The sequence below is a fragment of the Paraburkholderia sp. BL17N1 genome, assembly GCF_003634175.1.
Lineage (GTDB): Bacteria > Pseudomonadota > Gammaproteobacteria > Burkholderiales > Burkholderiaceae > Paraburkholderia.
The window spans coordinates 1552745-1577737 of the sequence record NZ_RBIW01000002.1 but is presented as its reverse complement, the minus strand read 5'-3'; the positions used below and the strand labels follow the sequence as shown (position 1 = coordinate 1577737).

The following is a 24993-nucleotide window of genomic DNA, read 5'->3' as shown; positions in this document are numbered from 1 at the left end:
TGCTGCACCGCCGTGCAAATGCAGGCTCAGTGCGCGGGACAGGAAGCTGAGGACAAACAAAACGCCCCGACGAAAAACCCGTCGGGGCGTCTTTATCAGCAGTCTCCGCCCTCACTCGCAGCGCACGCGGCCACTACGAATCAAGCGGACTCAACCCCAATCAACGCTGCGCGATCGGCTTTGCTTCACGCTGCGTGTCGCCGATGAACAGCTGACGCGGACGGCCAATCTTCTGTTCCGGATCCGCAATCATTTCGTTCCACTGCGCAATCCAGCCCACCGTACGTGCCATCGCGAAGATACACGTGAACATCGACGTCGGGATGCCCAGCGCGCGCTGCACGATGCCCGAATAGAAATCGACGTTCGGGTACAGCTTGCGCGACACGAAGTATTCGTCTTCGAGCGCGATCTTTTCCAGTGCCATGGCCAGCTTGAACAGCGGGTCGTCGTGCAGGCCCAGTTCTTCCAGCACTTCGTGGCAGGTCTCGCGCATCAGTTTCGCGCGCGGATCGTAATTCTTGTAGACGCGGTGGCCGAAGCCCATCAGCTTCACGCCCGAGTTCTTGTCCTTCACCTGCTTGATGAACTCAGGAATGTTGTCGACCGAGCCGATTTCTTCCAGCATGTTCAATGCGGCTTCGTTCGCACCGCCGTGCGCCGGGCCCCACAGACACGCGATACCCGCTGCGATACACGCGAACGGGTTCGCACCCGACGAACCGGCGAGACGCACGGTCGAGGTCGATGCATTCTGCTCGTGATCCGCGTGCAGGATCAGGATACGGTCCAGTGCACGCACCAGCACGTCGTTGACCTTGTACTCTTCGCACGGGTTCGAGAACATCATGTGCATGAAGTTCGCGCTGTACGACAGGTCGTTCTTCGGGTACGCAAACGGCTGGCCGATGCTGTACTTGTACGCCATGGCGACCAGCGTCGGCAGCTTCGCGATCATGCGAATGGCCGACACTTCACGGTGACGCGGGTTGTTGATGTCGAGCGAGTCGTGATAGAACGCCGACAGCGCGCCGACTGCTGCGACCAGAATCGCCATCGGGTGCGCGTCGCGACGGAAACCACGGAAGAAGAAGTGCATTTGCTCATGCACCATCGTGTGGTTCGTGACCGTCTTCACGAATTCGGCGTTCTGCTCCGCGTTCGGCAATTCGCCCTTCAGCAGCAGGTAGCACGTTTCGAGGAAGTCGGCGTTCTGCGCCAGATTGTCGATCGGATAACCGCGATACAGCAGTTCGCCCTTGTCGCCGTCGATGTAGGTGATCGCCGAATTGCAAGCCGCCGTCGACATGAAGCCCGGGTCGTACGTGAACTTGCCAGTCTGGCCGTACAGTTTGCGGATGTCGATCACGTCCGGGCCGAGAGTGCCCTTGTAAATCGGCATTTCAACGCTCGGCGAATTGTCGCTGAACGATAGCGTGGCTTTAACATCTGACGGGGTCATAGCACATCCTCAATCGAAGTATGGAAACAGGGTTTCGATAATTGCACGCCTGGAACAACGGACAAGCTGCGCTCAAAGCCGGCTACGCCGGTCAGGCATTCCGCAGCAGCTCCAGCACCCGGATTACATCCGGGTCGGCAAGGTCGCCTTCCGGTTCCTTGCGTACGAGCAGCAAGTCCATCAGGTCGTTATCGCTCAGCTCGAGCAGGCGCGTGAGGGCGCCCACATCTGCATCGCTGAGGTCATGCTCATATCGGCTGAAAAAACGCTCAAAGATCAGATCGTTTTCCAGCAGGCCCCGCCGCGCGCGCCAGCGAAGACGCGCGCGGCGGAGAGGGTCGGACTGATGCGATGTTGATTCCATCTCAGACAGCGCGGCGAACCATCAATTCCTTGATCTTGCCAATCGCCTTGGTCGGGTTCAGGCCCTTCGGGCAAACGTCGACACAGTTCATGATGGTATGGCAACGGAACAGACGGTACGGATCTTCCAGGTTGTCCAGCCGTTCGCCCGTCGCTTCGTCGCGGCTGTCCGCGATGAAACGGTAGGCTTGCAGCAGGCCAGCCGGGCCGACGAACTTGTCCGGATTCCACCAGAAACTCGGGCACGATGTCGAGCAGCTAGCGCACAGAATACATTCGTACAGGCCGTCGAGCTCGTCGCGCTCTTCCGGCGACTGCAGACGTTCCTTCTCCGGCGGCGGCGTGTCGTTGATCAGGTACGGCTTGATCGAATGATACTGGTTGAAGAACTGCGTCATGTCGACGATCAGGTCGCGAATGACCGGCAGTCCCGGCAGCGGACGCAGCACGATCTTTTGCGGCAGATCGTTCATGTTCTGCAGGCAGGCCAGACCGTTCTTGCCGTTGATGTTCATGGCGTCCGAACCGCACACGCCTTCGCGGCACGAACGGCGGAACGACAGCGTTTCGTCAACTGCCTTCAACTTCAGCAGCGCGTCGAGCAGCATGCGTTCGTGCGAGTCAATCTCAATCTCGTACGTTTGCATGCGCGGCGCTGCGTCCTTGTCCGGGTCGTAGCGGTAAATTTCAAATGTACGCTTTGCCATTTCTGAATTCCTTTGACTTGTGCCTTAGAAGGTCCGCGCTTTCGGCGGAACCGATTCGACCGTCAGCGGTTGCATGTGAACCGGCTTGTAGTCGAGGCGATCGCCTTCGCTGAACCACAGCGTATGGCGCAGCCAGTTTTCGTCGTCGCGATGTTCGAAGTCGTTCTGCGCGTGCGCGCCACGGCTTTCCTTACGCGCTTCGGCGGAAACCATCGTGGCGCGGGCCACTTCGATCAGGTTCGCCACTTCCAGCGCTTCCACGCGCGCCGTGTTGAACACCTTCGACTTATCTTTCAGGTGGATGCTGTCGACGCGGTCAGCTACTTCGCGGATGCGCTCGACGCCCTCGGCCAGCAACGCCGAGGTGCGGAACACGCCGGCGTGCTTCTGCATCGTGCCGCGGATGTCGTTGGCAACCGATTGCGCGTACTCGCCCGAGGACGAGCTATCGAGCTTCGCCAGACGCGACAGCGCGAAATCAGCGGCGTCGGCCGGCAGCGGCTTGTGCTCCTTGATTTCCTTCACGTGCTTGACGATGTGGTTGCCGGCTGCGCGGCCGAACACCACCAGGTCGAGCAGCGAGTTCGTGCCGAGGCGGTTCGCGCCGTGCACCGACACGCACGAGCATTCGCCCACTGCGTAGAAACCGTTGACCGGCACTTCGTGACCCTTCGACGTGCCCACGACCTGGCCATGGATGTTCGTCGGAATACCGCCCATCTGATAGTGGATGGTCGGCACGACCGGGATCGGCTCTTTAATGCAATCGACGTTCGCGAACTTCAGCGCGATTTCGCGGATCGACGGCAGACGCTTCATGATCGTCTCGGCGCCGATGTGCGACAGGTCGAGCAGCACGTGATCCTTGTTCGGACCCACGCCGCGGCCTTCCTTGATTTCCTGGTCCATCGAACGCGACACGAAGTCACGCGGCGCCAGATCCTTCAACGTAGGCGCGTAGCGTTCCATGAAACGCTCGCCGTTCGAGTTGCGCAGAATGCCGCCTTCGCCGCGCACGCCTTCGGTAATCAGCACGCCCGCGCCGGCCACGCCGGTGGGGTGGAACTGCCAGAATTCCATGTCTTGCAGTGCGATGCCCGAACGCGCCGCCATGCCCAGGCCGTCGCCGGTGTTGATGAACGCGTTGGTCGATGCCGCGAAGATCCGGCCCGCGCCGCCCGTGGCGAATAGCGTGGTCTTGCCTTCGAGAATGTAGACGTCGCCGGTTTCCATTTCCAGCGCGGTCACGCCGAGCACGTCGCCTTCGGAGTCGCGGATCAGATCCAGCGCCATCCATTCGACGAAGAACTGCGTCTTGGCCTCGACGTTTTGCTGATACAGCGTGTGCAGCAGCGCGTGACCGGTCCGGTCAGCCGCCGCGCAAGCGCGTTGCACCGGCTTTTCGCCGTAGTTCGCGGTGTGGCCGCCGAACGGGCGCTGGTAAATCGTGCCGTCCGCGTTACGGTCGAACGGCATGCCCATGTGTTCGAGTTCATAGACGGCGTTCGGTGCTTCGCGGCACATGAACTCGATCGCGTCCTGGTCGCCGAGCCAGTCGGAACCCTTGATCGTGTCGTAGAAGTGGTAGTGCCAGTTGTCTTCGCTCATGTTGCCGAGCGATGCGCCGATGCCGCCTTGAGCAGCAACCGTGTGCGAACGCGTCGGGAACACTTTGGACAGCACGCAGACCGACAGACCGGCGCGCGCGAGTTGCAGCGAAGCGCGCATCCCCGAGCCGCCTGCGCCGACGATAACCACGTCAAACTTGCGACGCGGCAGAGAATTCTTGATTGCAGCCATTCTTTTACACTCTCCAGAGAATCTGCGCAGCGTAGCCCGCCGACGCGAGCAGCCAGACGATCGTCAGCGCTTGAAGCAACAGGCGGATGCCAACGGGCTTCACGTAGTCCATCCAGATGTCGCGGATACCCACCCACGCGTGATAGAACAGCGAAAGCAGCGTGACGAACGTGGCGAGCTTCATCCATTGCGTGGCGAAGATCGAGGCCCAGCCGTCGTACGAGAAATCGCGCGCGCCGAAGAACCAGGCGAGCAGAATGACGGTGTAGACCGCCATGATCGTGGCCGTGATGCGCTGCGCCAGCCAGTCGCGCAGACCGTAATGCGCGCCGACAACAAGACGCTTCGAACCGATTCGGTTATTTGATGACATTTTTTAGAATGCTCCGAACAGTTTTGCCGCGAATGCAATGGTGAGCAACGACGACACGACGAGAACGACGATGGAGGTCGACTTGCCCTTTTCCTTCGTTACTGCGTTGTGGTTCGTGTCCATCAGCAAGTGACGGACGCCGGCGCAGAAGTGAAACAGGAAGGCCCACGCGAGAACGAGCGTGATGAGCTTGACGATGATGTTGGAGAGGAAACCTTTGAAGACTTCGAAACTGAGTTCAGAAGTGAGGCTCTGATCGAAGAGGTACAGCAGGAACGGAAGAAAAACAAAAAGCAGACCACCGCTCAAGCGGTGCAAGATCGATACTCGCCCCGCTAGCGGTAGACGGTACGCCGTCAATATCTGCCCGATACCGATGTTCCGGAATTCCGGCCTCGGTTTTTTTACGGCTTCAGCCATGCTAGACCCCTACTATGTAGTCACACTAATCCGCAATTTTAGCGCCTTTTTATATCGCGCTGCAGCGAAAACCACGACAGGTCCGTTACAGCACGCGCGATAAAGGCGCCTTCAAACAGGCGCGCGTGTGGGACGCAGCGCCCTTATTCAGCCCGATTCAGCTTAGGTCGTTCTGATAGTAATACCCGGTTGTGACATACCAACCGCGGCGCACTTCAACCGGCCGGTCCCCATATGTATAGGACACGCGCTCGACCGATAGCAGCGGAAAACCCGCGGGCACATGCAGCAGATCGGCCACGGAAGGCTCGGCCGCGACCGCGCGGATCTTCTCCGTGGCGCGGATCATGCGGGTGCCGAACTCAGTCTCGAACATCGCGTAGAGGGGACCTTTATACTCCGACAGCCGCTCGAGCGTCAGGCCGCGGAACACGGCGCCCGGCAGCCAGATTTCGTCGAGTACGGTGACCTCGCCGTCGAACTGCAGCAAGCGCTTGATCAATACGACCGGATCGGCCGGCTTCAGATCGAGTTGCCGGGCAATGTCCGCCGAAGCGCGCAGACGCCGGCATTCGAGCAGACGGCTGACGTGCGGGTGTTCCGCGCCGTCATCGGCCAGTAATCTGAGGAAGCGAAACTGGGCGCGGTCTTCATTGTGCGTCGCAACAAACGTGCCCTTGCCCTGGCGGCGCACCAGCAGGTTGTCGGCGGCAAGTTCGTCGATCGCTTTGCGCACCGTTCCCTGACTGACCTTGTATCTGGCCGCCAACTCGACTTCACTAGGAATGATTTCGCCCGGCTTCCACTCGCCGCTTTCAAGGCTCTGCGTGATCAACCCTTTGATCTGCTGATACAAAGGACTGAAAGTGGGCGACGTGGCAGTAGACGCAGCGGGTACACCCTCACCCGCCACCCCTTGGCCGCTCGGATTCGTGGTGTTCGCCGGGTTCGAATTCATGCGCGCATTTCATCATAAAGGGCTAGGCCGCGTCTAGGGTTTTCCCCGCAACAGATATGTCTTATATAAGACATAAGATAATGTTGACTTTGCCTCTGACGACTCCTACACTCCTTGTCGAGCAAGGGTTTGCGGGATTTTCGGCGGCTGTTTGATGCAGCGCCGCGACGCACCGGCGGCCACTCTGCACCATGCTGTTCCCACGCAGTTCAGGTTTCGATTTCGCCGCCATTCGCTGGTCAGACGCTTGCCGAAACGCGCTGTTTGCAGGAGCCCGCACCGTGCAGCGGCTACCCGGCGCCTCGAATTCCGCTCCCGTGCGGCAGTACAGATTCCGGCATGGCGGTCTCGCCGCAACACGCCGCTCGGCCTCGGCAGATTCCGAGGCAGTCCGCGACAGTGAATTCCGCCGTGTTTCATAACGCTTCGCTGAACGCGCATATAGAATGGCGTTTTCCCTAGCGTCTAACGCATCGTCCTGGAGATTTCTCAATGGCTAAGCCCGCAAAGCGCGTTGCCGTCACCGGCGCCGCAGGTCAAATCGCTTACTCCCTGCTGTTTCGCATCGCCAATGGCGATCTGCTCGGCAAGGATCAGCCGGTGGTCCTGCAACTGCTCGACCTGCCGCAAGCGCAAGGCGCCGTCAAAGGCGTCGTGATGGAACTGGATGATTGCGCATTCCCGCTGCTGTCGGGCGTCGTAATCACCGACGATCCCGAAGTCGCATTCAAGGATGCAGACGTGGCCCTGCTGGTCGGCGCACGTCCGCGTTCGAAAGGCATGGAGCGTAAAGACCTGCTGTCGGCTAACGCCGAAATCTTCACGGTTCAGGGCAAGGCGCTGAACAAGGTCGCGAGCCGCGACGTGAAGGTGCTGGTGGTCGGCAACCCGGCCAACACGAACGCTTACATCGCCATGAAGTCGGCGCCGGATCTGCCGAAGAAGAACTTCACCGCCATGCTGCGCCTGGACCACAACCGCGCGCTGTCGCAACTGGCCGCCAAGTCGGGCAAGCCGGTCGCGTCGATCGAAAAGCTGGCTGTGTGGGGCAACCACTCGCCGACCATGTACCCGGACTTCCGCTTTGCAACGGCAGAAGGTCAAGACCTGACCAAGCTGATAAACGACGACGAATGGAACCGCAACACGTTCATCCCGACCGTCGGCAAGCGTGGCGCAGCGATCATCGAAGCGCGCGGCCTGTCGTCGGCAGCGTCGGCGGCTAACGCGGCGATCGACCACGTGCGTGACTGGGTGCTCGGCACGAACGGCAAGTGGGTCACCATGGGTATTCCGTCGGACGGTTCGTACGGCATTCCGGAAGACATCATCTACGGTGTGCCCGTCACGTGCGAAAACGGCGAGTACAAGCGCGTCGAAGGCTTGGAAATCGACGCATTCTCGCGCGAAAAGATGGACGGCACGCTGAACGAATTGCTGGAAGAGCGCGAAGGCGTTCAACACCTGCTCGGCTAAGCGGCTGGCTGATGCAGACGAACCGGAACTCGTGAGAGAACGCCAGGCTGCCCTCGGGGGCCTGGCGCGAAGCGAAAAGTCTCGCGCGGCGCTTACAGCCGCTGCCGTGGCGGGTTCCGGTTTTTTACATGCGAACGCGGCTATTCGCATCTGATCCGAGCGCGTTTTGCGCAGTTACCGCGATGGTCCGGCAGAGCGCACCCGAATCGGATTTCTCCAAACCAAACATTACCCACGCTCCTGACGCCGAGAATGCGCGCCCTCACACCCGCCGAAGTGCTGTTTGACGGCGAAGTGCCGCCCGCCGTGCTGCCTGCCTGCGATCACTACGCCGGCAGCGAAAAGCTGATGCTGAAATCGTTGGCCTTGCAGCAGCAACTGGGCGCCGTATTCGACATCACGCTCGATTGTGAAGACGGCGCGCAGGTCGGCCGCGAAGCGGAGCACGCGGAGCTGGTCGCGTCGTTGCTGGGCAGCGAGCATGACCACTTCGGCCGCGTCGGCGTGCGGATTCACGACTTCGATCACGCGCACTGGCGCGACGACGTCCGTCTCATTCTCCGTGCCGCGAAGCGAGCGCCTGCTTACATCACCCTGCCGAAAATCCGCAACGTCCCCGATGCCGCCGAAATGGTCGCATTCATCGAGGCGACGCGGCGCGAACTCGAGATCGCGCAACCGGTGCCGGTGCAATTGCTGGTCGAAACGCACGGCGCGCTGACACGCGTGTTCGATCTGGCCGCGCTGCCGGGCGTGGAAGCGCTGAGCTTCGGCCTGATGGACTTCGTCTCCGCGCACAACGGCGCGATTCCCGATACCGCCATGCGCTCGCCCGGCCAGTTCGACCATCCGCTGGTGCGGCGCGCGAAGCTCGAAATCTCGGCTGCCTGCCATGCATACGGCAAAGTGCCTTCGCATAACGTCAGCACGGAGGTGCGCGACATGAGCGTGGTCGCCAACGACGCCGCGCGCGCCCGCAACGAGTTCGGCTATACGCGCATGTGGAGCATCCATCCGGCGCAGATCGAAGCAATCGTCGCCGCATTCGCGCCACGCGACGAAGAGATCGCCACCGCCACCGAAATCCTGCTCGCCGCGCAGTCCGCGCAGTGGGGCCCGACGCGCCATCACGACACGTTGCACGACCGCGCGAGCTATCGGTACTACTGGTCGGTGCTGCGTCGAGCGCAAGCGACGGGACGCGCCGTCCCGCAAGACGCCGCGCCGCTCTTCGCGAAAGTGGGCACTGACGTTCCAGCAGGGTCATAAGCGTGAAAGCTGCTGCGGCAATCGGCGCGGCTATTGTGAGCGGTCTATTCGCACGCCGTGAGGCAGTCGAAACAGCCCTCTGTGTGGCGCTGCACGAGACTGGCGTTGAACGCACGGGTCAATCAGAAGCATCGAGCAGGCACAAAGGAGATTGCGGGAGATGAGCGAAACGACGCAAACCGCTGGTGCACAAGGCGGCAATCAACCCCAAAGCGGCTTCAAGCCGAAGAAATCCGTCGCCCTGTCCGGCGTGACAGCGGGCAACACGGCGCTCTGCACGGTCGGCAAGACCGGCAACGACCTGCATTACCGCGGCTACGACATTCTCGATATTGCCAGCGCCTGCGAATTCGAAGAAATCGCCTATCTGCTCGTGCACGAAAAGCTGCCGACCCAGGCCGAGCTGACCGCGTACAAAACGAAGCTGAAGGCGCTGCGCGGTCTGCCCGCCAACGTCAAGGCCGCGCTCGAGTGGATCCCGGCCGCCGCGCATCCGATGGACGTGATGCGCACCGGCGTGTCGGTGCTCGGCACCGTGCTGCCGGAGAAAGACGATCACAACCTGCCGGGCGCGCGCGATATCGCTGACAAGCTGATGGCCTCGCTCGGCTCGATGCTGCTTTACTGGTATCACTACTCGCACAACGGCAAGCGCATCGAGGTGGAAACCGACGACGACTCGATCGGCGGCCACTTCCTGCATCTGCTGCACGGCGTGGAGCCGTCAAAGGCTTGGGTCGACGCGATGCATGTGTCGCTGAACCTGTACGCCGAGCACGAATTCAACGCATCGACCTTCACCGGCCGCGTGATCGCCGGCACGGGCTCGGATATCTATTCGGCCATCACCGGCGCAATCGGCGCGCTGCGCGGACCGAAGCACGGTGGCGCCAATGAAGTCGCGTTCGAGATCCAGTCGCGCTACCAGACGCCGGACGAAGCCGAAGCGGACATCAGAAAGCGCGTCGAGAACAAGGAAGTGGTGATCGGTTTCGGCCACCCGGTGTACACGATCTCCGATCCGCGCAACAAGGTCATCAAGGAAATCGCCAAAAAGCTCTCGAAGGAAGCCGGCAACAGCAAGCTGTTCAATATCGCCGAGCGGCTGGAGTCGGTGATGTGGGAGGCGAAGAAGATGTTCCCGAATCTGGACTGGTTCAGCGCGGTCTCGTATCACATGATGGGCGTGCCCACGGCAATGTTCACGCCGCTCTTCGTGATCGCGCGCACGGCCGGCTGGAGCGCGCACATCATCGAGCAGCGCGTCGACAACAAGATCATCCGTCCGAGCGCGAATTACACCGGACCTGAGAATTTGAAGTACCTGCCGCTAAATAGGAGAAAATAGCGGTCGCTGTGCGCTTTCAAAGCGCGTGCAGTTCAACCACGCGGTCGCCAGGACCGGTAGCCCGCGGAATGTTTAACTGAAACTAGATAGAAAGGTTTTCTCTATGAAAAAGCTGATGATCGCCGCCGTGATTGGCGCCCTGTCCACGACGATGCTGTCCGTCGCGACTGACGCCGCCGCGCAATCGGCGACCACCACGAAACCGGCTGCCAAGGCTACTGCAAAGCGCCCGCAACCGAAACGCCTGATCAAGCGCAAAGCGAACCCGGCCAAGGAAGCGAAGGTCGATCCGGTGCCGGATGGCGCGGAAAAGTGGTCGTGCAACGAAGGCCTGGCTTTCGAACTGAAGGGTGACATGAAGCGTGACCAGATCGTCACGGTTCACTGGGCTAACAAAAATTACAATCTGCCGCGCGAAGCGACCACCACGGGCGCCGACCGCTTCCACGACGCCGCAACCGGCATGGACCTGGTCGTGATCCCGACGAAGGCAATGTTGTTCTCGGACAAGGACAGCTCGCGTCTGGCCGACGAATGCAAGACGGCAGCCATGGCGCAAGGCGCGCCGGCTCCGACGCAATCGAACGCGATCGACAAGACCAGCAACTAAATATCGTCATCAGGAAAGCTCCCCGATGTCCGCTCCGATTTCCAACGTGCGACCCGCTCCGGACCCAGTCCTGACCGATATCGTCGACTACGTTCTGGATTATCAGATCGACAGCACGCTCGCGCTGGAAACCGCGCGTCACTGCCTGATCGATACGCTCGGCTGCGGACTCGAGGCGCTCACCTACCCGGCCTGCACCAAACTGATGGGACCGATCGTGCCGGGCACGATCGTCCCCAACGGCGCGAAGGTGCCGGGCACGTCGTTCCAGCTGGATCCCGTTCAGGCCGCCTTCAATATCGGCGCCATGATCCGCTGGCTCGACTTCAACGACACCTGGCTTGCCGCCGAATGGGGGCATCCGTCGGATAACCTCGGCGGAATTCTGGCGACGGCCGACTGGCTCTCGCGCGGCGCCATCGCAGCGGGCAAAACGCCGCTGGCGATGAAAGACGTGTTGATCGCCATGATCAAGGCGCACGAAATTCAAGGCTGTATCGCGCTCGAAAACTCCTTCAACAAGGTTGGGCTCGATCACGTATTGCTGGTGAAACTGGCGTCGACCGCGGTGGTCGGCCAGCTGATCGGCCTCACGCGCGACGAACTGATCAACGCGGTGTCGCAGGCGTTTGTCGATGGGCACGCGCTGCGCACGTATCGCCACGCGCCGAATACCGGCTCGCGCAAGTCGTGGGCGGCGGGCGACGCGACCTCACGCGCCGTGCGTCTCGCGCTGATCGCGAAGACCGGCGAGATGGGCTATCCGTCGGTGCTGACCGCGAAGACCTGGGGCTTTTACGACGTGCTCTTCAAGGGCAACGCATTCAAGTTCCAGCGTCCGTACGGTTCGTACGTGATGGAAAACGTGCTCTTCAAGATTTCTTTTCCGGCAGAATTCCATGCGCAAACGGCGGTGGAAGCCGCGATGAAGTTGCATGAGCAACTCGCCGCGGCGGGAAAGCGCGTGGAAGACATCCGCAAGATTACGATCCGCACGCACGAGGCCGCGATTCGCATCATCGATAAAAAAGGTCCGCTGAACAATCCGGCCGACCGCGATCATTGCATTCAGTACATGATCGCCGTGCCGCTGATCCACGGCCGCCTGACGGCCGCGGATTATGAAGATTCGACCGCGCAGGACGCTCGCATCGATGTGCTGCGCGCGAAAATGGAATGCGTCGAAGACGCGCAATTCACGCAGGATTACCACGATCCGGAGAAGCGTTCGATCGCCAATGCACTGACGATCGAATTCAACGACGGCTCGACATTCGACGAGGTCGTAGTCGAATACCCGATCGGTCATAAGCGTCGTCGCGAAGAAGGCATACCGTTGCTGGTCGAGAAGTTCAGGACCAACCTCGCGCGCCGCTTTCCGGTCAAGCAACAACTGGCGATTCTCGACGTGTCGCTCGATCAGGCAAGGCTCGAACCCATGCCGGTCAATGAATACGTCGATCTTTACGTCATCTAGTTATGTACTGTAGTTCCGCGATCAAACCAAGGAAAACACCATGGCCCACAACCTCCACAAAACGCTCAAGGAATTCGACAGCGGTTCCGGCAAAGGCAAGTTCTACTCCCTGCCGCAACTCGGCAAGGCGCTGAACATCAAGATCGACCGCCTGCCGGTTTCGATCCGAATCGTGCTGGAATCGGTGCTGCGTAACTACGACGGCAAGAAAATCGCCGAAGAACACATCGAGCAACTCGCCAACTGGAAGCCGACCGCAGCGCGCGTCGACGAAATCCCGTTCGTCGTGTCGCGCGTCGTGCTGCAAGACTTTACCGGCGTGCCACTGCTCGCCGACATCGCGGCAATGCGCGGTGTCGCGAAAAACATGGGCAAGAATCCGAAGTCGATCGAACCGCTGGTCCCGGTCGATCTGGTCGTCGATCACTCGGTGCAGATCGATCACTTCCGCGAAAAGAACGCGCTCGACCTGAACATGAAACTGGAATTCCAGCGCAACAACGAGCGCTATCAGTTCATGAAGTGGGGCATGCAGGCATTCGACACGTTCAAGGTCGTGCCGCCGGGCGTCGGTATCGTTCACCAGGTGAACCTGGAATACCTCGCACGCGGCGTGCACAAGAAGGCTGAAGGCGCGGACACGGTCTACTACCCGGATTCGCTGGTCGGCACGGACAGCCACACCACCATGATCAACGGCATCGGCGTGGTGGGCTGGGGCGTGGGCGGTATCGAGGCGGAAGCCGGCATGCTCGGCCAGCCGGTGTATTTCCTGACGCCGGACGTGGTCGGCGTCGAACTGAAGGGCAAGCTGCGCGAAGGCCTGACGGCGACCGACCTGGTTCTGACCGTCACCGAACTACTGCGCAAGGAAAAAGTGGTCGGCAAGTTCGTCGAATTCTTCGGCGAAGGCACGGCATCGCTGTCGCTGCCCGACCGCGCGACGATCGGCAACATGGCACCGGAGTACGGCGCGACCATGGGCTTCTTCCCGGTCGACGAAAAGACGATCGACTATTTCAAGGGCACGGGCCGCACCGACGCCGAAATCGCCGCCTTCGAAAACTATTTCAAGGCGCAAGGTCTGTTCGGTATTCCGAAGGCTGGCCAGATCGACTACACCAAGGTCGTCACGCTGGATCTCGGCACGGTGACGCCGTCGCTGGCAGGTCCGAAGCGCCCGCAAGACCGTATCGAAATCGGGCACGTGAAGTCGACCTTCAGCGACCTGTTCTCGAAGCCGGTTGCGGAAAATGGCTTCGCGAAGAAGGCGGACGATCTCGAAGCGCAATACACGACGAGCAACGGCGTCGACGTGAAGAACGGCGACATCCTGATTGCCGCGATCACGTCGTGCACGAACACCTCGAACCCGAGCGTGCTGCTGGCCGCCGGCTTGCTGGCGAAGAAGGCGGTCGAAGCCGGCCTGACGGTCGCGCCGCACATCAAGACCTCGCTGGCGCCGGGATCGCGCATCGTCACGGAATACCTGACGAAGACCGACTTGATGAAGTACCTCGACAAGCTCGGCTTCACGCTGGCCGCTTACGGTTGCACGACCTGTATCGGCAACGCGGGCGATCTGACGCCGGAACTGAACGAAGCGATCACGAAGAACGACATCGTCGCGGCAGCGGTGCTGTCGGGCAACCGTAACTTCGAAGCGCGCATTCACCCGAACATCCGCGCCAACTTCCTGGCCTCGCCGCCGCTGGTCGTCGCTTATGCGATCGCCGGCAACATTACGCGCGACCTGATGACCGAACCGGTCGGCAAGGGCAAGGGCGGCAAGGACATCTACCTGGGCGACATCTGGCCGACCAGCGAAGAAGTCAACGAACTGCTCAAGTTCGCGCTGGACGCCGACGCGTTCCGCAAGAACTACTCGGCGCTGACCAAGAAGGGCGATCTGTGGAGCAAAATCGAGGGCGAAGAAGGTCAAGTCTACGACTGGCCGAAGTCGACCTACATCGCTGAGCCGCCGTTCTTCGGCAAGGACTTCTCGATGACGCCGGCCGACAGCATCGCCGCCGTCAAGGACGCACGCGCGCTGGGCATCTTCGGGGATTCGGTCACGACCGACCACATCAGCCCCGCTGGTTCGATCAAGGAAGACTCGCCGGCCGGCAAGTGGCTGAAGGAAAACGGCGTGCAGAAGGCCGACTTCAACAGCTACGGCTCGCGTCGCGGCAACCATGACGTGATGATGCGCGGCACGTTCGCGAACGTCCGCATCAAGAACCTGATGATCCCGACGAAGGCAGACGGCTCGCGCGTGGAAGGCGGCCTGACGATTCACCAGCCGGACGGCGAACAAATGTCGATCTACGACGCAGCGATGAAGTACATCGACGCCGGCACGCCGACCGTGGTGTTCGCGGGCGAAGAGTACGGCACGGGCTCGTCGCGTGACTGGGCTGCGAAGGGTACGCAACTGCTGGGCGTGAAAGCCGTGGTCGCACGCAGCTTCGAGCGGATCCACCGTTCGAACCTGGTCGGCATGGGCGTTCTGCCGCTGCAGTTCATGGGCTCGGATAGCGTGCAATCGCTCGGCATCACCGGCGAAGAAACGTACGACATCGAAGGCCTGGGCGCTGACTTCAAGCCGCAACAGGAAGTGACGCTGGTGATCCGCGACAAGGACGGCAAGGAAAAGCGCGTGCAGGTGCTGCTGCGTATCGACACGCCGATCGAAGTCGACTACTACAAGCACGGCGGGATTCTGCCGTTCGTGCTGCGTTCGTTGCTGGCTGCTTGAGGTCTTTGCTTACCTGAGTAGTCGCTACGAGCTGTTTTGCAGGAGCTGCGTCCTGTGGAGGACGCAGCTGACTTTGAAGCCCGACCGGTGGTCGGGCTTTTTTTTCGCTGCTTACTTTTGGGCGCGGCCTGTCTGGAAGGCGTCGGGGCTGTCTGTGATGCGGCGCTGGATCATGCGGGCGTTCCAGTCGGTGTCGCTTGGCGCGGGTATGCTGGCGCGCGTCGTGATGTTTGAACGACGCTGTTGTGCCGCCCAGTCGCGTAGCGCTGCGCGCTCGGCTGCGTCGGTTACGGACGTGGGGCGTTCGGGCTGCTCAGTCCATGCGGTCCGTTCGGACTGTTTCGACGCGGAAGGCTGCGTGGCTGGGTTGGTCGCGCGGCTGAGTGCGAGACGTTTGTCGATTCGCAGTTTGCTGAGGCGTGCCATCGGCGTCTGGTAGTGGGCCGTTGCGAGTTCGATCGGCGCCATGTGCCGTATGGACACGCGGCCAGTGGGCCGAGGCTCGAGGTGTTCGACGTGCTGTGGCTTCGGCGTGCCGCGAACAGTCGTGTCACGTATCGCGTCCGGCGACTTGGGAGCGCCGGGCGCTGTCGACTTCGGCCCCGAGCTAGCGGCCGATGGCGCACTCCGCGTGGTCGTCCCGGCGAATTCGGCCGACGGTTGCGCCGGTTTAGCTTGCTCTCGCGGACGAATCGCTGTCGCACCGCTGTCCATCGACGCGACCGATTGTGTTCTTGCGCTGGCCGCGGCGGTCGTCCTGTCGGCATCATGCGTCGCACAGGTGGCCAGCAACCAGGCCAGCGCGATGCTACAGCTCGCGAAAATTGCCGCGCCGAGGACGTGATCGGAGCGGGTCGAACTCGGACGCGCTCCGCCCATCCCAAGGTAGTACCGGGCTTCGGCCAGTTGCTCCTCAAAACGATGCGAATGGTCGGGTTGCTGCGGCAGCTTGTAAAGAAAGAGAACCTTGGCGCCGGGTGGAACCAGCCCACTACTCCCTGGCGACGCCGAACGCCGCATCGCATTCTGAATCACCTGTTGCGCGGCGACGTGTGCAGCGGGTTGCGGTTCACGTCGCGCCGCGGTCCGTGCCTGACGACGCCACGAACCGAAAGGCGGCGGCAGGGCGTCGAAGGGCCGCAGACTCGGAAGCGCCAGATCGCCTTCGATCAAGGCAAGCGGTCGGTTCATTGTGAGCTGCTCCGGAAGGCGCGGGACGTGGCTTCAAGTTGCGCAACGAGGGTTCTGGCGCGCGCAGATAGCGCGTCGATTGCCCCAGCGCTCTGTTCCGGCGGCGACAAGCTCGCGCGCTGCAACGCGTCCATCAAACTATGCGCGCCGACGAGCGCCACTGCTCCGCTCAGGCGATGCAGCACACTATGGAAATGGTCGAAGTCGCCATCACGAGGTAACGCGTCGAGGCGCGCGAGGTCGTCATTCATTGCTTGACGCCAGTGGTTGATAAACGCCTTGAGGTCGACGCCCTCTTCGGACAACGCGTCCAGGAAACGCGTTTCAAAGGGCTCAAAAGGAACGCTTGATGAGCTCTCCGATGACTGCGCGACGCGGGCAAAAAAAGACACCGGTGTGTTGCCGTTAGCCATTTCTACGGATAACTCCCGTTGTTCGACGGTGAACGGCGCGTTGAAGATCGCGCGCGTTCGTCGCTCTGTCTTTGAAGACAAAAACGCAGGAATCCGCGGACGCCGAATCCAGTAGATCGCTTATCGTTTGGTTTCCTATGCACCGAGCGGAGCGAGACAGGCACACCGTTTTCATAGCCGCGAACCTACTCGACCAACCGGTGCAAAGTCGCGAACTCAATGAGTCCTGCCAACGACGTCAGGCCGAGTTTCTCCTGGATACGGCTCTTGTATGTGCTGACGGTTTTATCGCTGATAAACAGGGCGTCTCCAATCGCCTTGTTCGACATGCCTTTTGAAAGCATCTGCAAAATCACCAGCTCTTTATCAGACAGCAAACCGATTCTCGCCTCCTCGCCTCCCCGGCCATCGACGAGCGCAATACCGCCGCCGTGCTTCATCACCGGGAACACGGTGTAGCCGGCGAGCACCGCTTCGACACCGCGCATGATCTCCTTCATCTCCTGCGACTTGCCGACGAAACCGTGGACACCCGAGCGCATCGCGCGCGGCGCGAACGTGGCCGGATCTTGCCCAGACAAGACCATCAGACGGATCGGCGGATGAACGAGTTTGAGACGTGGAATCACATCGAGTCCACTAATGCGCGGAATGTCGAGATCCAGTATGGCGAGCTCCGGTGTATGGATTCGGGCCATCTCGACAGCGGTCTGGCCGTTATCGGCCTCGAGCACATTTTCAACGCCAAGCAATTGCACGAGTTGCATTTTGATGATCATGCGGAACGCAGGATGGTCGTCAATAATTAGAATAGTTGACATTTTTTCTTAATCCTTCTGAATACACAGGCTTTGCGACGTTGGTCGCTGCGTGTCTCAAACTCAAAGACGCATCGATGTGCGCGGTACGGTTGCTAGCTCTCGATCCAAAATCACTACGAGGCCGCCGCGACAAGCTCGATCTCGATGCGTCGATTCGGCGCGAGGCATCGCAGCAACACATCTCGCTGCGTTTGCCGGCAGGTCACCAGCGGATTCGCGCTGCCTCTGCCCTGTGCGGTCGTCGGCAACCTCACTCCTAGCGACTGCAGATATCGTTCGACAGTCCGCGCTCGCTGCGTCGACAAACGCAAGTTGTATGACTTGTCGCCAAGGCGGTCAGCGTAGCCGGTGATCTGCAGTTCACGCAGCGAGGGCATCTTCTTCGATCGAATTGCCACGTCGTTCAACTGTCGTTTGCCGGCGGGCAATATCGCGGCATCGTCACCGCCGTTGAAGCGGAAAAGAGAATCGGCTTTGAGCATGATCTTTCGCGACGAATTCGCAGCCGAGGTGGTCACAGGCGCACGGCCCGGCACCGGCGCGGATATCGGCGTTTGCATCTTCTGCTTGCATTGCAGCGCGGTTTCCGCCGACTGACGCAACTTGTTCTGCACATCAGGCAAGCGCTGCTCGGCGTCGGAGAAACTGCGTCGCCACGCGTCATGGCCGGCCTGCATCAGTTCCACTTCGGCACACGCGAGCGGCGGCTGAGCCTGCGGACATTGGGCAACAGTAGGATCTGATTTAATGGTATTAACGATCTTCCACAGATCGGGGCGCACCGTGGACACCGTGCGCAGCGCCGGATTGATAGCGGATAACGGCGCACCGCTCTCCAGGCTCACGGTAATCACGGCCGCCTGGCCGATCGCTTCTTCGACGAAGCCCCAGCGGTCGTTAGATTGCCGCGCCTGTTGAGCGGCATTGATCCAGCATTGTGCCTTGGCGTGAAAATAGCCGGTCTGATCGCCAGGCAAACGGTCGAGCCGCGCCTGCAGGCGCGCCAGCGCCGTGCTGCTGCTTACCGCCGGCGCATAAGTGCTGATCCATTGTGAGTTGGCAGCGCCCGCCGCTTCGTCCTGTGTAACGCCGAAACCGCTATGCAGCAAGGTGGCGTCTTCAATGCCGAGCCGGTCTCGCGCGGCGTGGTTGGCGCAACCCGTCAAAACCAGCGCGCAAACAAGCACCGTGAGGTGGTGTTTCATTAATTCCCCGCGTCGAGCGAATCTTCTTATTGAGGGCTACGAGTATGCAGAGCCGTCGATGCACAGGGAATGGGAGCAGTCTTAGATTAATGTCAAAAGGTGATTGGCTATTATGCGTTTTGGATGAAGCGCGGTCGCCCGCTCGCGTCGATACTCAAGCCTTGACTGCTCGCGCTGCATTTCTGCCACGCAGCCATTCGAGCGCCAGTAACAGGCTAGTGGAAAAAACAATCAGAATTGTTGCCAGCGCGGCGATGGTCGGGCTGATATTTTCACGAATGCCGGTAAACATCTGTCGGGGCAACGTTGTCTGATCCGCGCCCGCCAGGAATAAGGTGACGACGACTTCGTCGAATGAAGTCGCGAACGCGAACAGCGCGCCTGAAATCACGCCCGGCGCGATCACCGGCAAGGTGATGCGGAAGAACGTCTTCACCGGATTCGCGCCTAGCGACAGACTTGCCCGCACGAGGTTGTAGTTGAACCCCTGCAACGTCGCGGCCACCGTCGTCACGACAAAGGGCACGCCGAGCGACGCATGCGCGAGAATCAGGCCGATGTAGGTGTTGGCCAACCCGAGCGGCGCGAAGAACAGATACATGCCGACACCCACTACCACCACCGGCACGATCATCGGCGAAATCAGGATCGCCATGAGCAGACCCTTGCCGCGGAAGTTCGCCTTGGTCAGTCCGATTGCCGCCAACGTGCCGAGCACGGTTGCAAGCACCGTCGCCGACGGCGCGACGATAAAGCTGTTCTTAGCGGCCATGCGCCATTCATCGGATGTGATCAGATTCTGATACCAGCGCAACGACCAGCCGGGAATCGGATACACCAGAAACGTGCTCGACGAAAACGACAGCGGCACGATCGCCAGCACCGGCAAGATGAGATAGAGCAGCGTGAGCACGGCCAGCGCACGCAACGCGAAATACCACACGCGTTCGACCAAAGACGTATGCGGCGCGAACAAAGGCTTGGCAAGTTTCATCGCAATAGACTCCGTTCAGCCGAGGCTCAGTGACGAGCGCGTGAAGCGTCCGTAAATGACGTACAACACGAGCGTCGCGGCGAGCAGCAGGCCGCCGAGGGCGCACGCCATGCCCCAGTTGATCGTCACGTTCGTGAAGTACGCGACGTAGTAGCTGACCATCTGATCGTTCGGTCCGCCGAGCAAGGCCGGCGTGATGTAGTAGCCGATCGCCAGAATGAACACCAGCAAAGCGCCCGCGCCGATGCCCGGATAAGTCTGCGGCACATAGACGCGCCAGAACGCGGCGAACGGATGACTGCCGAGAGAGATGGCGGCGCGCTGATAGGTGGGCGGGATCGACTTCATCACGCTATACAGCGGCAGGATCATGAACGGCAGCAGAATGTGCGTCATCGAAATGTAGACGCCGGTGCGGTTGAACAGTAACGCCAATGGGTCATGCAGCAGCCCGCTGCCGATCAGCGCCTTGTTCACCAGCCCTTCGCTTTGCAGAATCACGATCCATGCGGCGACGCGCACGAGGATCGAGGTCCAGAACGGAATCAGCACGAGAATCATCACCAGATTTGCGCGGCGCTCGGACAGCGTCGAAATCCAGTAAGCGAGCGGATAGCCGAGCAACAACGCGAAGAGCGTCACCGCCGCGCCGATCACAAAGGTGCGGTTGAACACGGCGAGATAGATCTGTTGATCGGGATCGGTCGGAATGACGTGGCCGAACGCGTCCTGCTTGTGGTCCAGCGAAGCCAGCAGATAGAACGGCGAATATGCGCCGGAATTTTTTGCAATGGCCTGCCAGTACGCGACGTCGTTCCAGCGCTCGTCCAGTTCGGCGAATTTCGCGTGCATCTGGGCGGGCGTCAGCTGCAAGGCCTTGTTGTTGTCGTCGACGAACGGCATGGCGTGTGCGGACTTGGCGACCAGCGAACGGTAACCGGGAATCTCCACGTTCAGGCGTCGCGCAAGCGCTCCCATGCCGTCGCTGTCGGCGATCGCGGCGAGGTCGACCGCCAGCGCGGCATACGCGGTGTCGGGCGGCGGCGTCTTGCGATCCCATGCGCTCAATGAGGCCAGTGTATGCGGCAGCGCGTTGACGACCTCGGGATTTTGCGCGGCACGCGTGAGCAGCGCGCCGATCGGCACGACGAAAATAAGCAGCAGAAAAATCGCGAGCGGCGCGATCAACAACAGCGCCATCGCACGCTTCCTGGCCTCCGCCGCTTTGAGTTCGCGTTTGAGTCGGCCACTCGATTCAGGCGTGGAATCAGCAGCGATCGTCATCGTAGTCACACCCGTCTCTCCAGCTCTACATTGGAACCGCACGCACATCCATAAAAAATGCGCGCGCGTCATTGCACATCTCGAAGGCGCGACCACTCTCCCAGCCGCGCCCTCTCACGCAAGACTAATTACTTCGACGCCCACGACGAAAACCGCTGTTCCAGTTCATCGCCATGATCCGTCCAGAACGCCAGGTTCTGCAGCACTGCGTTCTTCCCATTAGCCGGCGAGTTCGGCAGATTCGCAAGCGTCTTCGGATCGAGCGCCTTGATTGCCGCGACATTCACCGGACCGTACGCGATATGGTGCGCATAGTCCTGCTGCGGCTTCGACGCAAGCGAATAAGCGATGTACTTCTCGGCCAGCGCCTTGTTCGGCGTCCCCTTCGGAATCGCCCAATAGTCGAGGTCGTAGATGCTGCCGTTCCAGACCACCTTCAGATTCTTGCCTTCCTTCTGCGCGGCGTCGATCCGGCCGTTGTAGGCGGTGGACATCACCACATCACCTGCGACCAGGAATTGCGGCGGCTGCGCGCCCGCTTCCCACCACTGGATGTTCGGCTTCAATTCGTCGAGCTTCTTGAACGCGCGGTCCTGACCTTCCTTGGTGGCGAGCACCTTGTAGACGTCCTTCGGCGGCACGCCGTCGGCCATCAACGCGAATTCGAGGTTGTAGCGCGCGCCCTTGCGCATCGCCCGCTTGCCGGGGAATTTCTTGACGTCCCAGAAATCGGCCCAGCCGGCCGGCGCCGTTTTCAGCTTGTCCGCGTTGTACGCCAGCGCCGTCGACCACACGAAGAAGCCGACGCCGCAAGTTTGCGGTGCTTCGGGAATCAGATCAGTCTTCTTGCCGATCTTCGACCAGTCGAGTTTCTCGTACAGCCCTTCATCACAGCCCCGGCCGATATCGCCCGATTCGACTTCCACCACATCCCAGTTCACATGCTTGGCTTCGACCATCGCCTTCACTTTGGCCTGCTCGCCGTTGTATTCGACAGCCGTGACTTTATTGCCGGTCTCTTTTTCGAACGGTTGGTTGAATGCAACCTTTTGCGCGTCGCCATTCGCGCCGCCGAAATTGACGACCGTCAATTCCGCTGCATTAACTTGCGCGGCGCCCAGCGCGAGCGCCACAGCACCGACAGCGATGGCGCAGCGCGATTTCCCGATCTTGCTCATGGTGTGTTGCTCTCCTTTGGTGGTGTGCTTCAATACGTTCGGTGCGACTTTGTTATGTGCTGCTTGACCTGCTCTGCCTGCGTCGAACACATTGCGTAGTCGACGCGTTCACGCCCCTGCGAATACTCGCAAATGCTCGGGTGCGAATTCGAGTGCGACCGGTGCGCCGGGCGCGAAGGTGTCGAGCACGCCGGTGCCGAGCGGCACTTTCACGAAGCACTCGTCCTGTTGCGGCAGACCACAACGCATGCGTACGTGGTCGCCGAAATAGATCAGCCCGCGCGCTTCGCCGGCGAGCGCGTTGGCGCCCGGACGTGACGACCCGTTGGCAAGCTTCATGCGCTCGGGCCGGATGCACGCGACCGCCGGCGTGCCCGCGCGCGCACCGCCAATATTGCGGCCGGTGAGGCGCGTGCCGTCGATCAGATGGAATTCGCAGTACTCGCCATCGACATTCGCGATCGTGCCGCGCAGCTTGTTGCTGTCGCCGATGAAGTTCGCCACGAACTCATTGCACGGCGATTCATACAGCCGATCCACGGTATCGAGCTGCTGCACGATGCCTTTATCGAATACGGCGACGCGATCGGACATGGTCAACGCCTCGCCCTGATCGTGCGTAACGTACACGAACGTGACGCCGAGTTTCTCGTGCAGTGATTTAAGTTCGTACTGCATGTGTTCGCGCAACTGTTTATCCAGCGCGCCGAGCGGCTCGTCCATCAGCACGAGTTTCGGCTCGAACACCAGCGCGCGGGCGAGCGCGATACGCTGCTGCTGGCCACCGGAAAGCTGCGCCGGATAGCGCTTCGCGAAGCTCTCCATGCGCACCATCTTGAGCGCGTTATTCGTGCGATGCGCGCGCTCTTCCGCCGAAATCTTGCGCACGGTCAGCGGATACGCGACGTTCTGCTCCACCGTCAGATGCGGGAACAGCGCGTAGTTCTGAAACACCATGCCGATGTTGCGCTTGTGCGGCGGCACGGTATTAAGCAGCGTGCCATCCAGCCAGATTTCACCACCGGTGGGAAATTCAAAACCCGCCAGCATCATCAGACAGGTGGTCTTGCCCGAACCGGAGGGCCCGAGCAGCGTCAGAAATTCGCCCTGGTAGATATCCAGATCGAGCTGTTTGACGACCAGCGTTTCGCCGTCATAGGTCTTGCGCACACCTCGAAAGCTGACGATCACGTCTTCGGTTTTCATCGTCCAAGTCTCCTCTGCGGTCCGGCTGGCTCCCGTGCAAAGCAGCGGGATTGCATCAATTGCGTGGCTCACTATAGACCGTTACGGTTCTACAATATGGAACCATTTCATTATTCCGGATAGAACCACTTGGACACCGTGATCTTGTCGGATTGGCTCGCCGCGCGGCTCGACCGCACGGCCGCCGAACCGGTCTACCGGCAGACCTTGCGGCTCATGCAGCAGGCCATCCTGACCGGCCAGCTGCCGCCTGGCACCAAGCTGCCCAGTTCGCGCACGCTCGCCGAAGACCTCGGCATTGCGCGCAACACGGTGCTGCACGTCTACGACCAGTTGACCGCCGAAGGCTATGTGATCTCGACCACCGGCAGCGGCACTTATGTTGCCGACACGCGCCCGGACACGGCCGCCGTGAACATGCGCAGCAAGCCGGCAATGGCGAGCGTCGACAAGGAAGACAACACACCCAGGGAAACTCCCAAGCCGCCGAAACGCGACCTCAGCGATCTGTCGACTCGCGGACGGCGTCTGATCGACAAAGCCGGCGTGTCCGCAAAACAGTGGGGCGCGTTCATGCCGGGCGTGCCCGACGTCGCGGAATTTCCGGCGCGCACATGGAGCCGCCTGCAGGCGCGCTTGTGGAAGGAAGCCAATCCCGATCTGCTTACTTACGCGCCCGGCGGCGGCTACCGGCCGTTGCGGCGAGCGTTGTCGGATTACCTGCGCGTGGCGCGCTCGGTGAATTGCACGCCGGACCAGATCATCATCACCACGGGCATTCATCAATCGATCGATCTGGCGGTGCGCCTGTTGACCGATGTCGGCGACCGCGCGTGGGTGGAAGAACCGTGCTATTGGGGCGCACGCAGCGTGCTGCAGTCATCGGGGATTACCCTCGTGCCGGTGCCGGTGGATGACGAAGGCCTCAATCCGCGCGAACAGGACTTGCAACAGCCGCCGCGGCTCGCGCTCGTCACGCCGTCGCATCAGTATCCGCTCGGCATGGTGATGAGCCTCGCGCGCCGCCGCACGCTGCTCGAATACGCGCGCCAGCACAACGTATGGATCATCGAGGACGACTACGACAGCGAGTTCCGCTACGGCAGCCGTCCGCTCGCGTCGCTGCAAGGACTCGACGAAGCCGGCCAGGTGATCTACGTCGGCAGTCTGGGGAAGATGCTGTTTCCGGGCTTGCGGATCGGCTACATGATCGCGCCCGAGCATCTGGTGGACACGTTCCGCACGGGCGTGGCCGAGTTGTATCGCGAAGGTCAGTTGATGCAGCAGGCGGTGATGACCGACTTCATCATGGACGGCCATCTCACGTCGCACGTTCGGCGCATGCGCGCGCTATACGGTGAGCGGCGGCAGATTCTGATCGATGCGATCACCGCGCGCTTCGGCAACGAACTGCCGGTGATGGGCGACGAGGCCGGCCTGCATCTGGTGCTTGGCTTGCCGGATCACGCGAACGACCGCGCGGTGACCGCCGCCGCTTACGACGCCGGCGTGATCGTGCGTCCGCTCGCGAGCTACTACAGTAGCGATACACCCGCGCGTCGCGGGCTGCTGCTCGGCTATGCGTGCGTGCCGAACGACAAGATCGGTCCCGCGTTCGACACGCTCGCGCGCGTGATCGAGCAAACCGCGCTGAAGGCGCCGACGCGCGCCGCCTGAGCG

22 protein-coding genes are annotated in these 24993 nt (G+C 61.0%); 7 read left to right on the top strand and 15 right to left on the bottom strand.

All coding sequences use genetic code 11. The annotated features are described in order from the left end of the window. Window positions 1-160: 160 nt before the first annotated feature. The 7 genes from gltA to B0G82_RS26985 all read right to left on the bottom strand — a co-directional run bounded on the left by gltA (window position 161) and on the right by B0G82_RS26985 (window position 6083). Window positions 161-1462 carry a citrate synthase gene (gene gltA / locus B0G82_RS27015; RefSeq protein WP_012428642.1) on the bottom strand — a complete coding sequence of 434 codons (1302 nt, stop codon included), beginning with the start codon at window positions 1460-1462 and terminating at the stop codon, window positions 161-163. 91 nt (window positions 1463-1553) lie between these two features. Then, window positions 1554-1826: a succinate dehydrogenase assembly factor 2 gene (locus B0G82_RS27010; protein WP_106282590.1), complete on the bottom strand. Its 273-nt coding sequence runs from the start codon at window positions 1824-1826 to the stop codon at window positions 1554-1556. Between the two features lies 1 nt (window position 1827). Then, window positions 1828-2532, bottom strand: coding sequence for a succinate dehydrogenase iron-sulfur subunit (locus tag B0G82_RS27005; RefSeq protein ID WP_012428644.1), 705 nt, complete (start codon window positions 2530-2532; stop codon window positions 1828-1830). Between the two features lie 24 nt (window positions 2533-2556). Next, the gene (gene sdhA, locus B0G82_RS27000) at window positions 2557-4332 is read right to left on the bottom strand and encodes a succinate dehydrogenase flavoprotein subunit (RefSeq protein ID WP_116146981.1); all 1776 of its coding nucleotides are present in this window, start codon (window positions 4330-4332) and stop codon (window positions 2557-2559) included. 4 nt (window positions 4333-4336) lie between these two features. Then, window positions 4337-4705 (bottom strand): succinate dehydrogenase, hydrophobic membrane anchor protein, encoded by a 369-nt coding sequence (gene sdhD, locus B0G82_RS26995; protein WP_116146979.1) that lies wholly within the window; start codon window positions 4703-4705, stop codon window positions 4337-4339. 3 nt (window positions 4706-4708) lie between these two features. Then, entirely contained in the window at window positions 4709-5125 is a 417-nt protein-coding gene (gene sdhC, locus B0G82_RS26990) for a succinate dehydrogenase, cytochrome b556 subunit (RefSeq protein ID WP_116146977.1), read from the bottom strand. 157 nt (window positions 5126-5282) lie between these two features. After that, a complete protein-coding gene (locus tag B0G82_RS26985; protein ID WP_116146975.1) occupies window positions 5283-6083 on the bottom strand; it encodes a GntR family transcriptional regulator in 801 nt (266 codons plus the stop codon). Between the two features lie 492 nt (window positions 6084-6575). On the opposite strand from B0G82_RS26985, the gene B0G82_RS26980 reads away from it, so the two are divergent. From B0G82_RS26980 to acnA, 6 genes are all read left to right on the top strand, one after another. Then, the gene (locus B0G82_RS26980) at window positions 6576-7559 is read left to right on the top strand and encodes a malate dehydrogenase (protein WP_106313340.1); all 984 of its coding nucleotides are present in this window, start codon (window positions 6576-6578) and stop codon (window positions 7557-7559) included. Between the two features lie 252 nt (window positions 7560-7811). Continuing rightward, window positions 7812-8828: an aldolase/citrate lyase family protein gene (locus B0G82_RS26975; RefSeq protein ID WP_121309623.1), complete on the top strand. Its 1017-nt coding sequence runs from the start codon at window positions 7812-7814 to the stop codon at window positions 8826-8828. Window positions 8829-8988: 160 nt separating this feature from the next. Next, window positions 8989-10176: a 2-methylcitrate synthase gene (gene prpC / locus B0G82_RS26970; protein WP_116122672.1), complete on the top strand. Its 1188-nt coding sequence runs from the start codon at window positions 8989-8991 to the stop codon at window positions 10174-10176. Between the two features lie 103 nt (window positions 10177-10279). Next, window positions 10280-10786, top strand: coding sequence for a hypothetical protein (locus B0G82_RS26965; RefSeq protein ID WP_121309622.1), 507 nt, complete (start codon window positions 10280-10282; stop codon window positions 10784-10786). 25 nt (window positions 10787-10811) lie between these two features. After that, window positions 10812-12263 (top strand): bifunctional 2-methylcitrate dehydratase/aconitate hydratase, encoded by a 1452-nt coding sequence (locus B0G82_RS26960; protein ID WP_121309621.1) that lies wholly within the window; start codon window positions 10812-10814, stop codon window positions 12261-12263. A 40-nt stretch (window positions 12264-12303) separates the two neighbouring features. After that, on the top strand, window positions 12304-15021 hold the full coding sequence (gene acnA / locus B0G82_RS26955) for an aconitate hydratase AcnA (RefSeq protein ID WP_116146965.1): 2718 nt from the start codon (window positions 12304-12306) through the stop codon (window positions 15019-15021). A gap of 111 nt (window positions 15022-15132) precedes the next feature. Here acnA and B0G82_RS26950 read toward each other — a convergent pair whose 3' ends face one another. From B0G82_RS26950 to B0G82_RS26915, 8 genes are all read right to left on the bottom strand, one after another. Beyond that, window positions 15133-16212 (bottom strand): hypothetical protein, encoded by a 1080-nt coding sequence (locus B0G82_RS26950; RefSeq protein WP_121309620.1) that lies wholly within the window; start codon window positions 16210-16212, stop codon window positions 15133-15135. Then, window positions 16209-16625: a hypothetical protein gene (locus tag B0G82_RS26945; RefSeq protein WP_121309619.1), complete on the bottom strand. Its 417-nt coding sequence runs from the start codon at window positions 16623-16625 to the stop codon at window positions 16209-16211. The genes B0G82_RS26950 and B0G82_RS26945 overlap by 4 nt, the downstream gene beginning before the upstream one ends. A 185-nt stretch (window positions 16626-16810) precedes the next feature. Continuing rightward, complete coding sequence (locus B0G82_RS26940) at window positions 16811-17446, bottom strand: response regulator transcription factor (RefSeq protein ID WP_116146959.1); 636 nt, start codon at window positions 17444-17446, stop codon at window positions 16811-16813. Window positions 17447-17559: 113 nt separating this feature from the next. Further along, window positions 17560-18651 carry an OmpA family protein gene (locus B0G82_RS26935; protein WP_121309618.1) on the bottom strand — a complete coding sequence of 364 codons (1092 nt, stop codon included), beginning with the start codon at window positions 18649-18651 and terminating at the stop codon, window positions 17560-17562. A gap of 154 nt (window positions 18652-18805) precedes the next feature. Continuing rightward, on the bottom strand, window positions 18806-19645 hold the full coding sequence (locus B0G82_RS26930; RefSeq protein WP_121309617.1) for an ABC transporter permease: 840 nt from the start codon (window positions 19643-19645) through the stop codon (window positions 18806-18808). A 15-nt stretch (window positions 19646-19660) separates the two neighbouring features. Continuing rightward, window positions 19661-20938, bottom strand: a complete 1278-nt coding sequence (locus B0G82_RS26925) for an ABC transporter permease (RefSeq protein ID WP_121309616.1) — start codon at window positions 20936-20938, stop codon at window positions 19661-19663. 119 nt (window positions 20939-21057) lie between these two features. Beyond that, window positions 21058-22107, bottom strand: a complete 1050-nt coding sequence (locus tag B0G82_RS26920; protein WP_106281714.1) for an ABC transporter substrate-binding protein — start codon at window positions 22105-22107, stop codon at window positions 21058-21060. A gap of 108 nt (window positions 22108-22215) precedes the next feature. Next, a complete protein-coding gene (locus B0G82_RS26915; protein ID WP_121309615.1) occupies window positions 22216-23313 on the bottom strand; it encodes an ABC transporter ATP-binding protein in 1098 nt (365 codons plus the stop codon). 129 nt (window positions 23314-23442) lie between these two features. Here B0G82_RS26915 and B0G82_RS26910 point away from each other — a divergent pair, with 129 nt between their 5' ends. Beyond that, window positions 23443-24990: a PLP-dependent aminotransferase family protein gene (locus B0G82_RS26910; protein ID WP_121309614.1), complete on the top strand. Its 1548-nt coding sequence runs from the start codon at window positions 23443-23445 to the stop codon at window positions 24988-24990. Window positions 24991-24993 lie beyond the last annotated feature (3 nt).

Excerpts from the sequence above, each read along its gene's own strand:
- gltA (WP_012428642.1), bottom strand. The coding sequence starts at position 1,462 with ATGACCCCGTCAGATGTTAAAGCCACGCTATCGTTCAGCGACAATTCG.
- B0G82_RS27010 (WP_106282590.1), bottom strand. The coding sequence starts at position 1,826 with ATGGAATCAACATCGCATCAGTCCGACCCTCTCCGCCGCGCGCGTCTT.
- B0G82_RS27005 (WP_012428644.1), bottom strand. The coding sequence starts at position 2,532 with ATGGCAAAGCGTACATTTGAAATTTACCGCTACGACCCGGACAAGGAC.
- sdhA (WP_116146981.1), bottom strand. The coding sequence starts at position 4,332 with ATGGCTGCAATCAAGAATTCTCTGCCGCGTCGCAAGTTTGACGTGGTT.
- sdhD (WP_116146979.1), bottom strand. The coding sequence starts at position 4,705 with ATGTCATCAAATAACCGAATCGGTTCGAAGCGTCTTGTTGTCGGCGCG.
- sdhC (WP_116146977.1), bottom strand. The coding sequence starts at position 5,125 with ATGGCTGAAGCCGTAAAAAAACCGAGGCCGGAATTCCGGAACATCGGT.
- B0G82_RS26985 (WP_116146975.1), bottom strand. The coding sequence starts at position 6,083 with ATGAATTCGAACCCGGCGAACACCACGAATCCGAGCGGCCAAGGGGTG.
- B0G82_RS26980 (WP_106313340.1), top strand. The coding sequence starts at position 6,576 with ATGGCTAAGCCCGCAAAGCGCGTTGCCGTCACCGGCGCCGCAGGTCAA.
- B0G82_RS26975 (WP_121309623.1), top strand. The coding sequence starts at position 7,812 with ATGCGCGCCCTCACACCCGCCGAAGTGCTGTTTGACGGCGAAGTGCCG.
- prpC (WP_116122672.1), top strand. The coding sequence starts at position 8,989 with ATGAGCGAAACGACGCAAACCGCTGGTGCACAAGGCGGCAATCAACCC.
- B0G82_RS26965 (WP_121309622.1), top strand. The coding sequence starts at position 10,280 with ATGAAAAAGCTGATGATCGCCGCCGTGATTGGCGCCCTGTCCACGACG.
- B0G82_RS26960 (WP_121309621.1), top strand. The coding sequence starts at position 10,812 with ATGTCCGCTCCGATTTCCAACGTGCGACCCGCTCCGGACCCAGTCCTG.
- acnA (WP_116146965.1), top strand. The coding sequence starts at position 12,304 with ATGGCCCACAACCTCCACAAAACGCTCAAGGAATTCGACAGCGGTTCC.
- B0G82_RS26950 (WP_121309620.1), bottom strand. The coding sequence starts at position 16,212 with ATGAACCGACCGCTTGCCTTGATCGAAGGCGATCTGGCGCTTCCGAGT.
- B0G82_RS26945 (WP_121309619.1), bottom strand. The coding sequence starts at position 16,625 with ATGGCTAACGGCAACACACCGGTGTCTTTTTTTGCCCGCGTCGCGCAG.
- B0G82_RS26940 (WP_116146959.1), bottom strand. The coding sequence starts at position 17,446 with ATGTCAACTATTCTAATTATTGACGACCATCCTGCGTTCCGCATGATC.
- B0G82_RS26935 (WP_121309618.1), bottom strand. The coding sequence starts at position 18,651 with ATGAAACACCACCTCACGGTGCTTGTTTGCGCGCTGGTTTTGACGGGT.
- B0G82_RS26930 (WP_121309617.1), bottom strand. The coding sequence starts at position 19,645 with ATGAAACTTGCCAAGCCTTTGTTCGCGCCGCATACGTCTTTGGTCGAA.
- B0G82_RS26920 (WP_106281714.1), bottom strand. The coding sequence starts at position 22,107 with ATGAGCAAGATCGGGAAATCGCGCTGCGCCATCGCTGTCGGTGCTGTG.
- B0G82_RS26915 (WP_121309615.1), bottom strand. The coding sequence starts at position 23,313 with ATGAAAACCGAAGACGTGATCGTCAGCTTTCGAGGTGTGCGCAAGACC.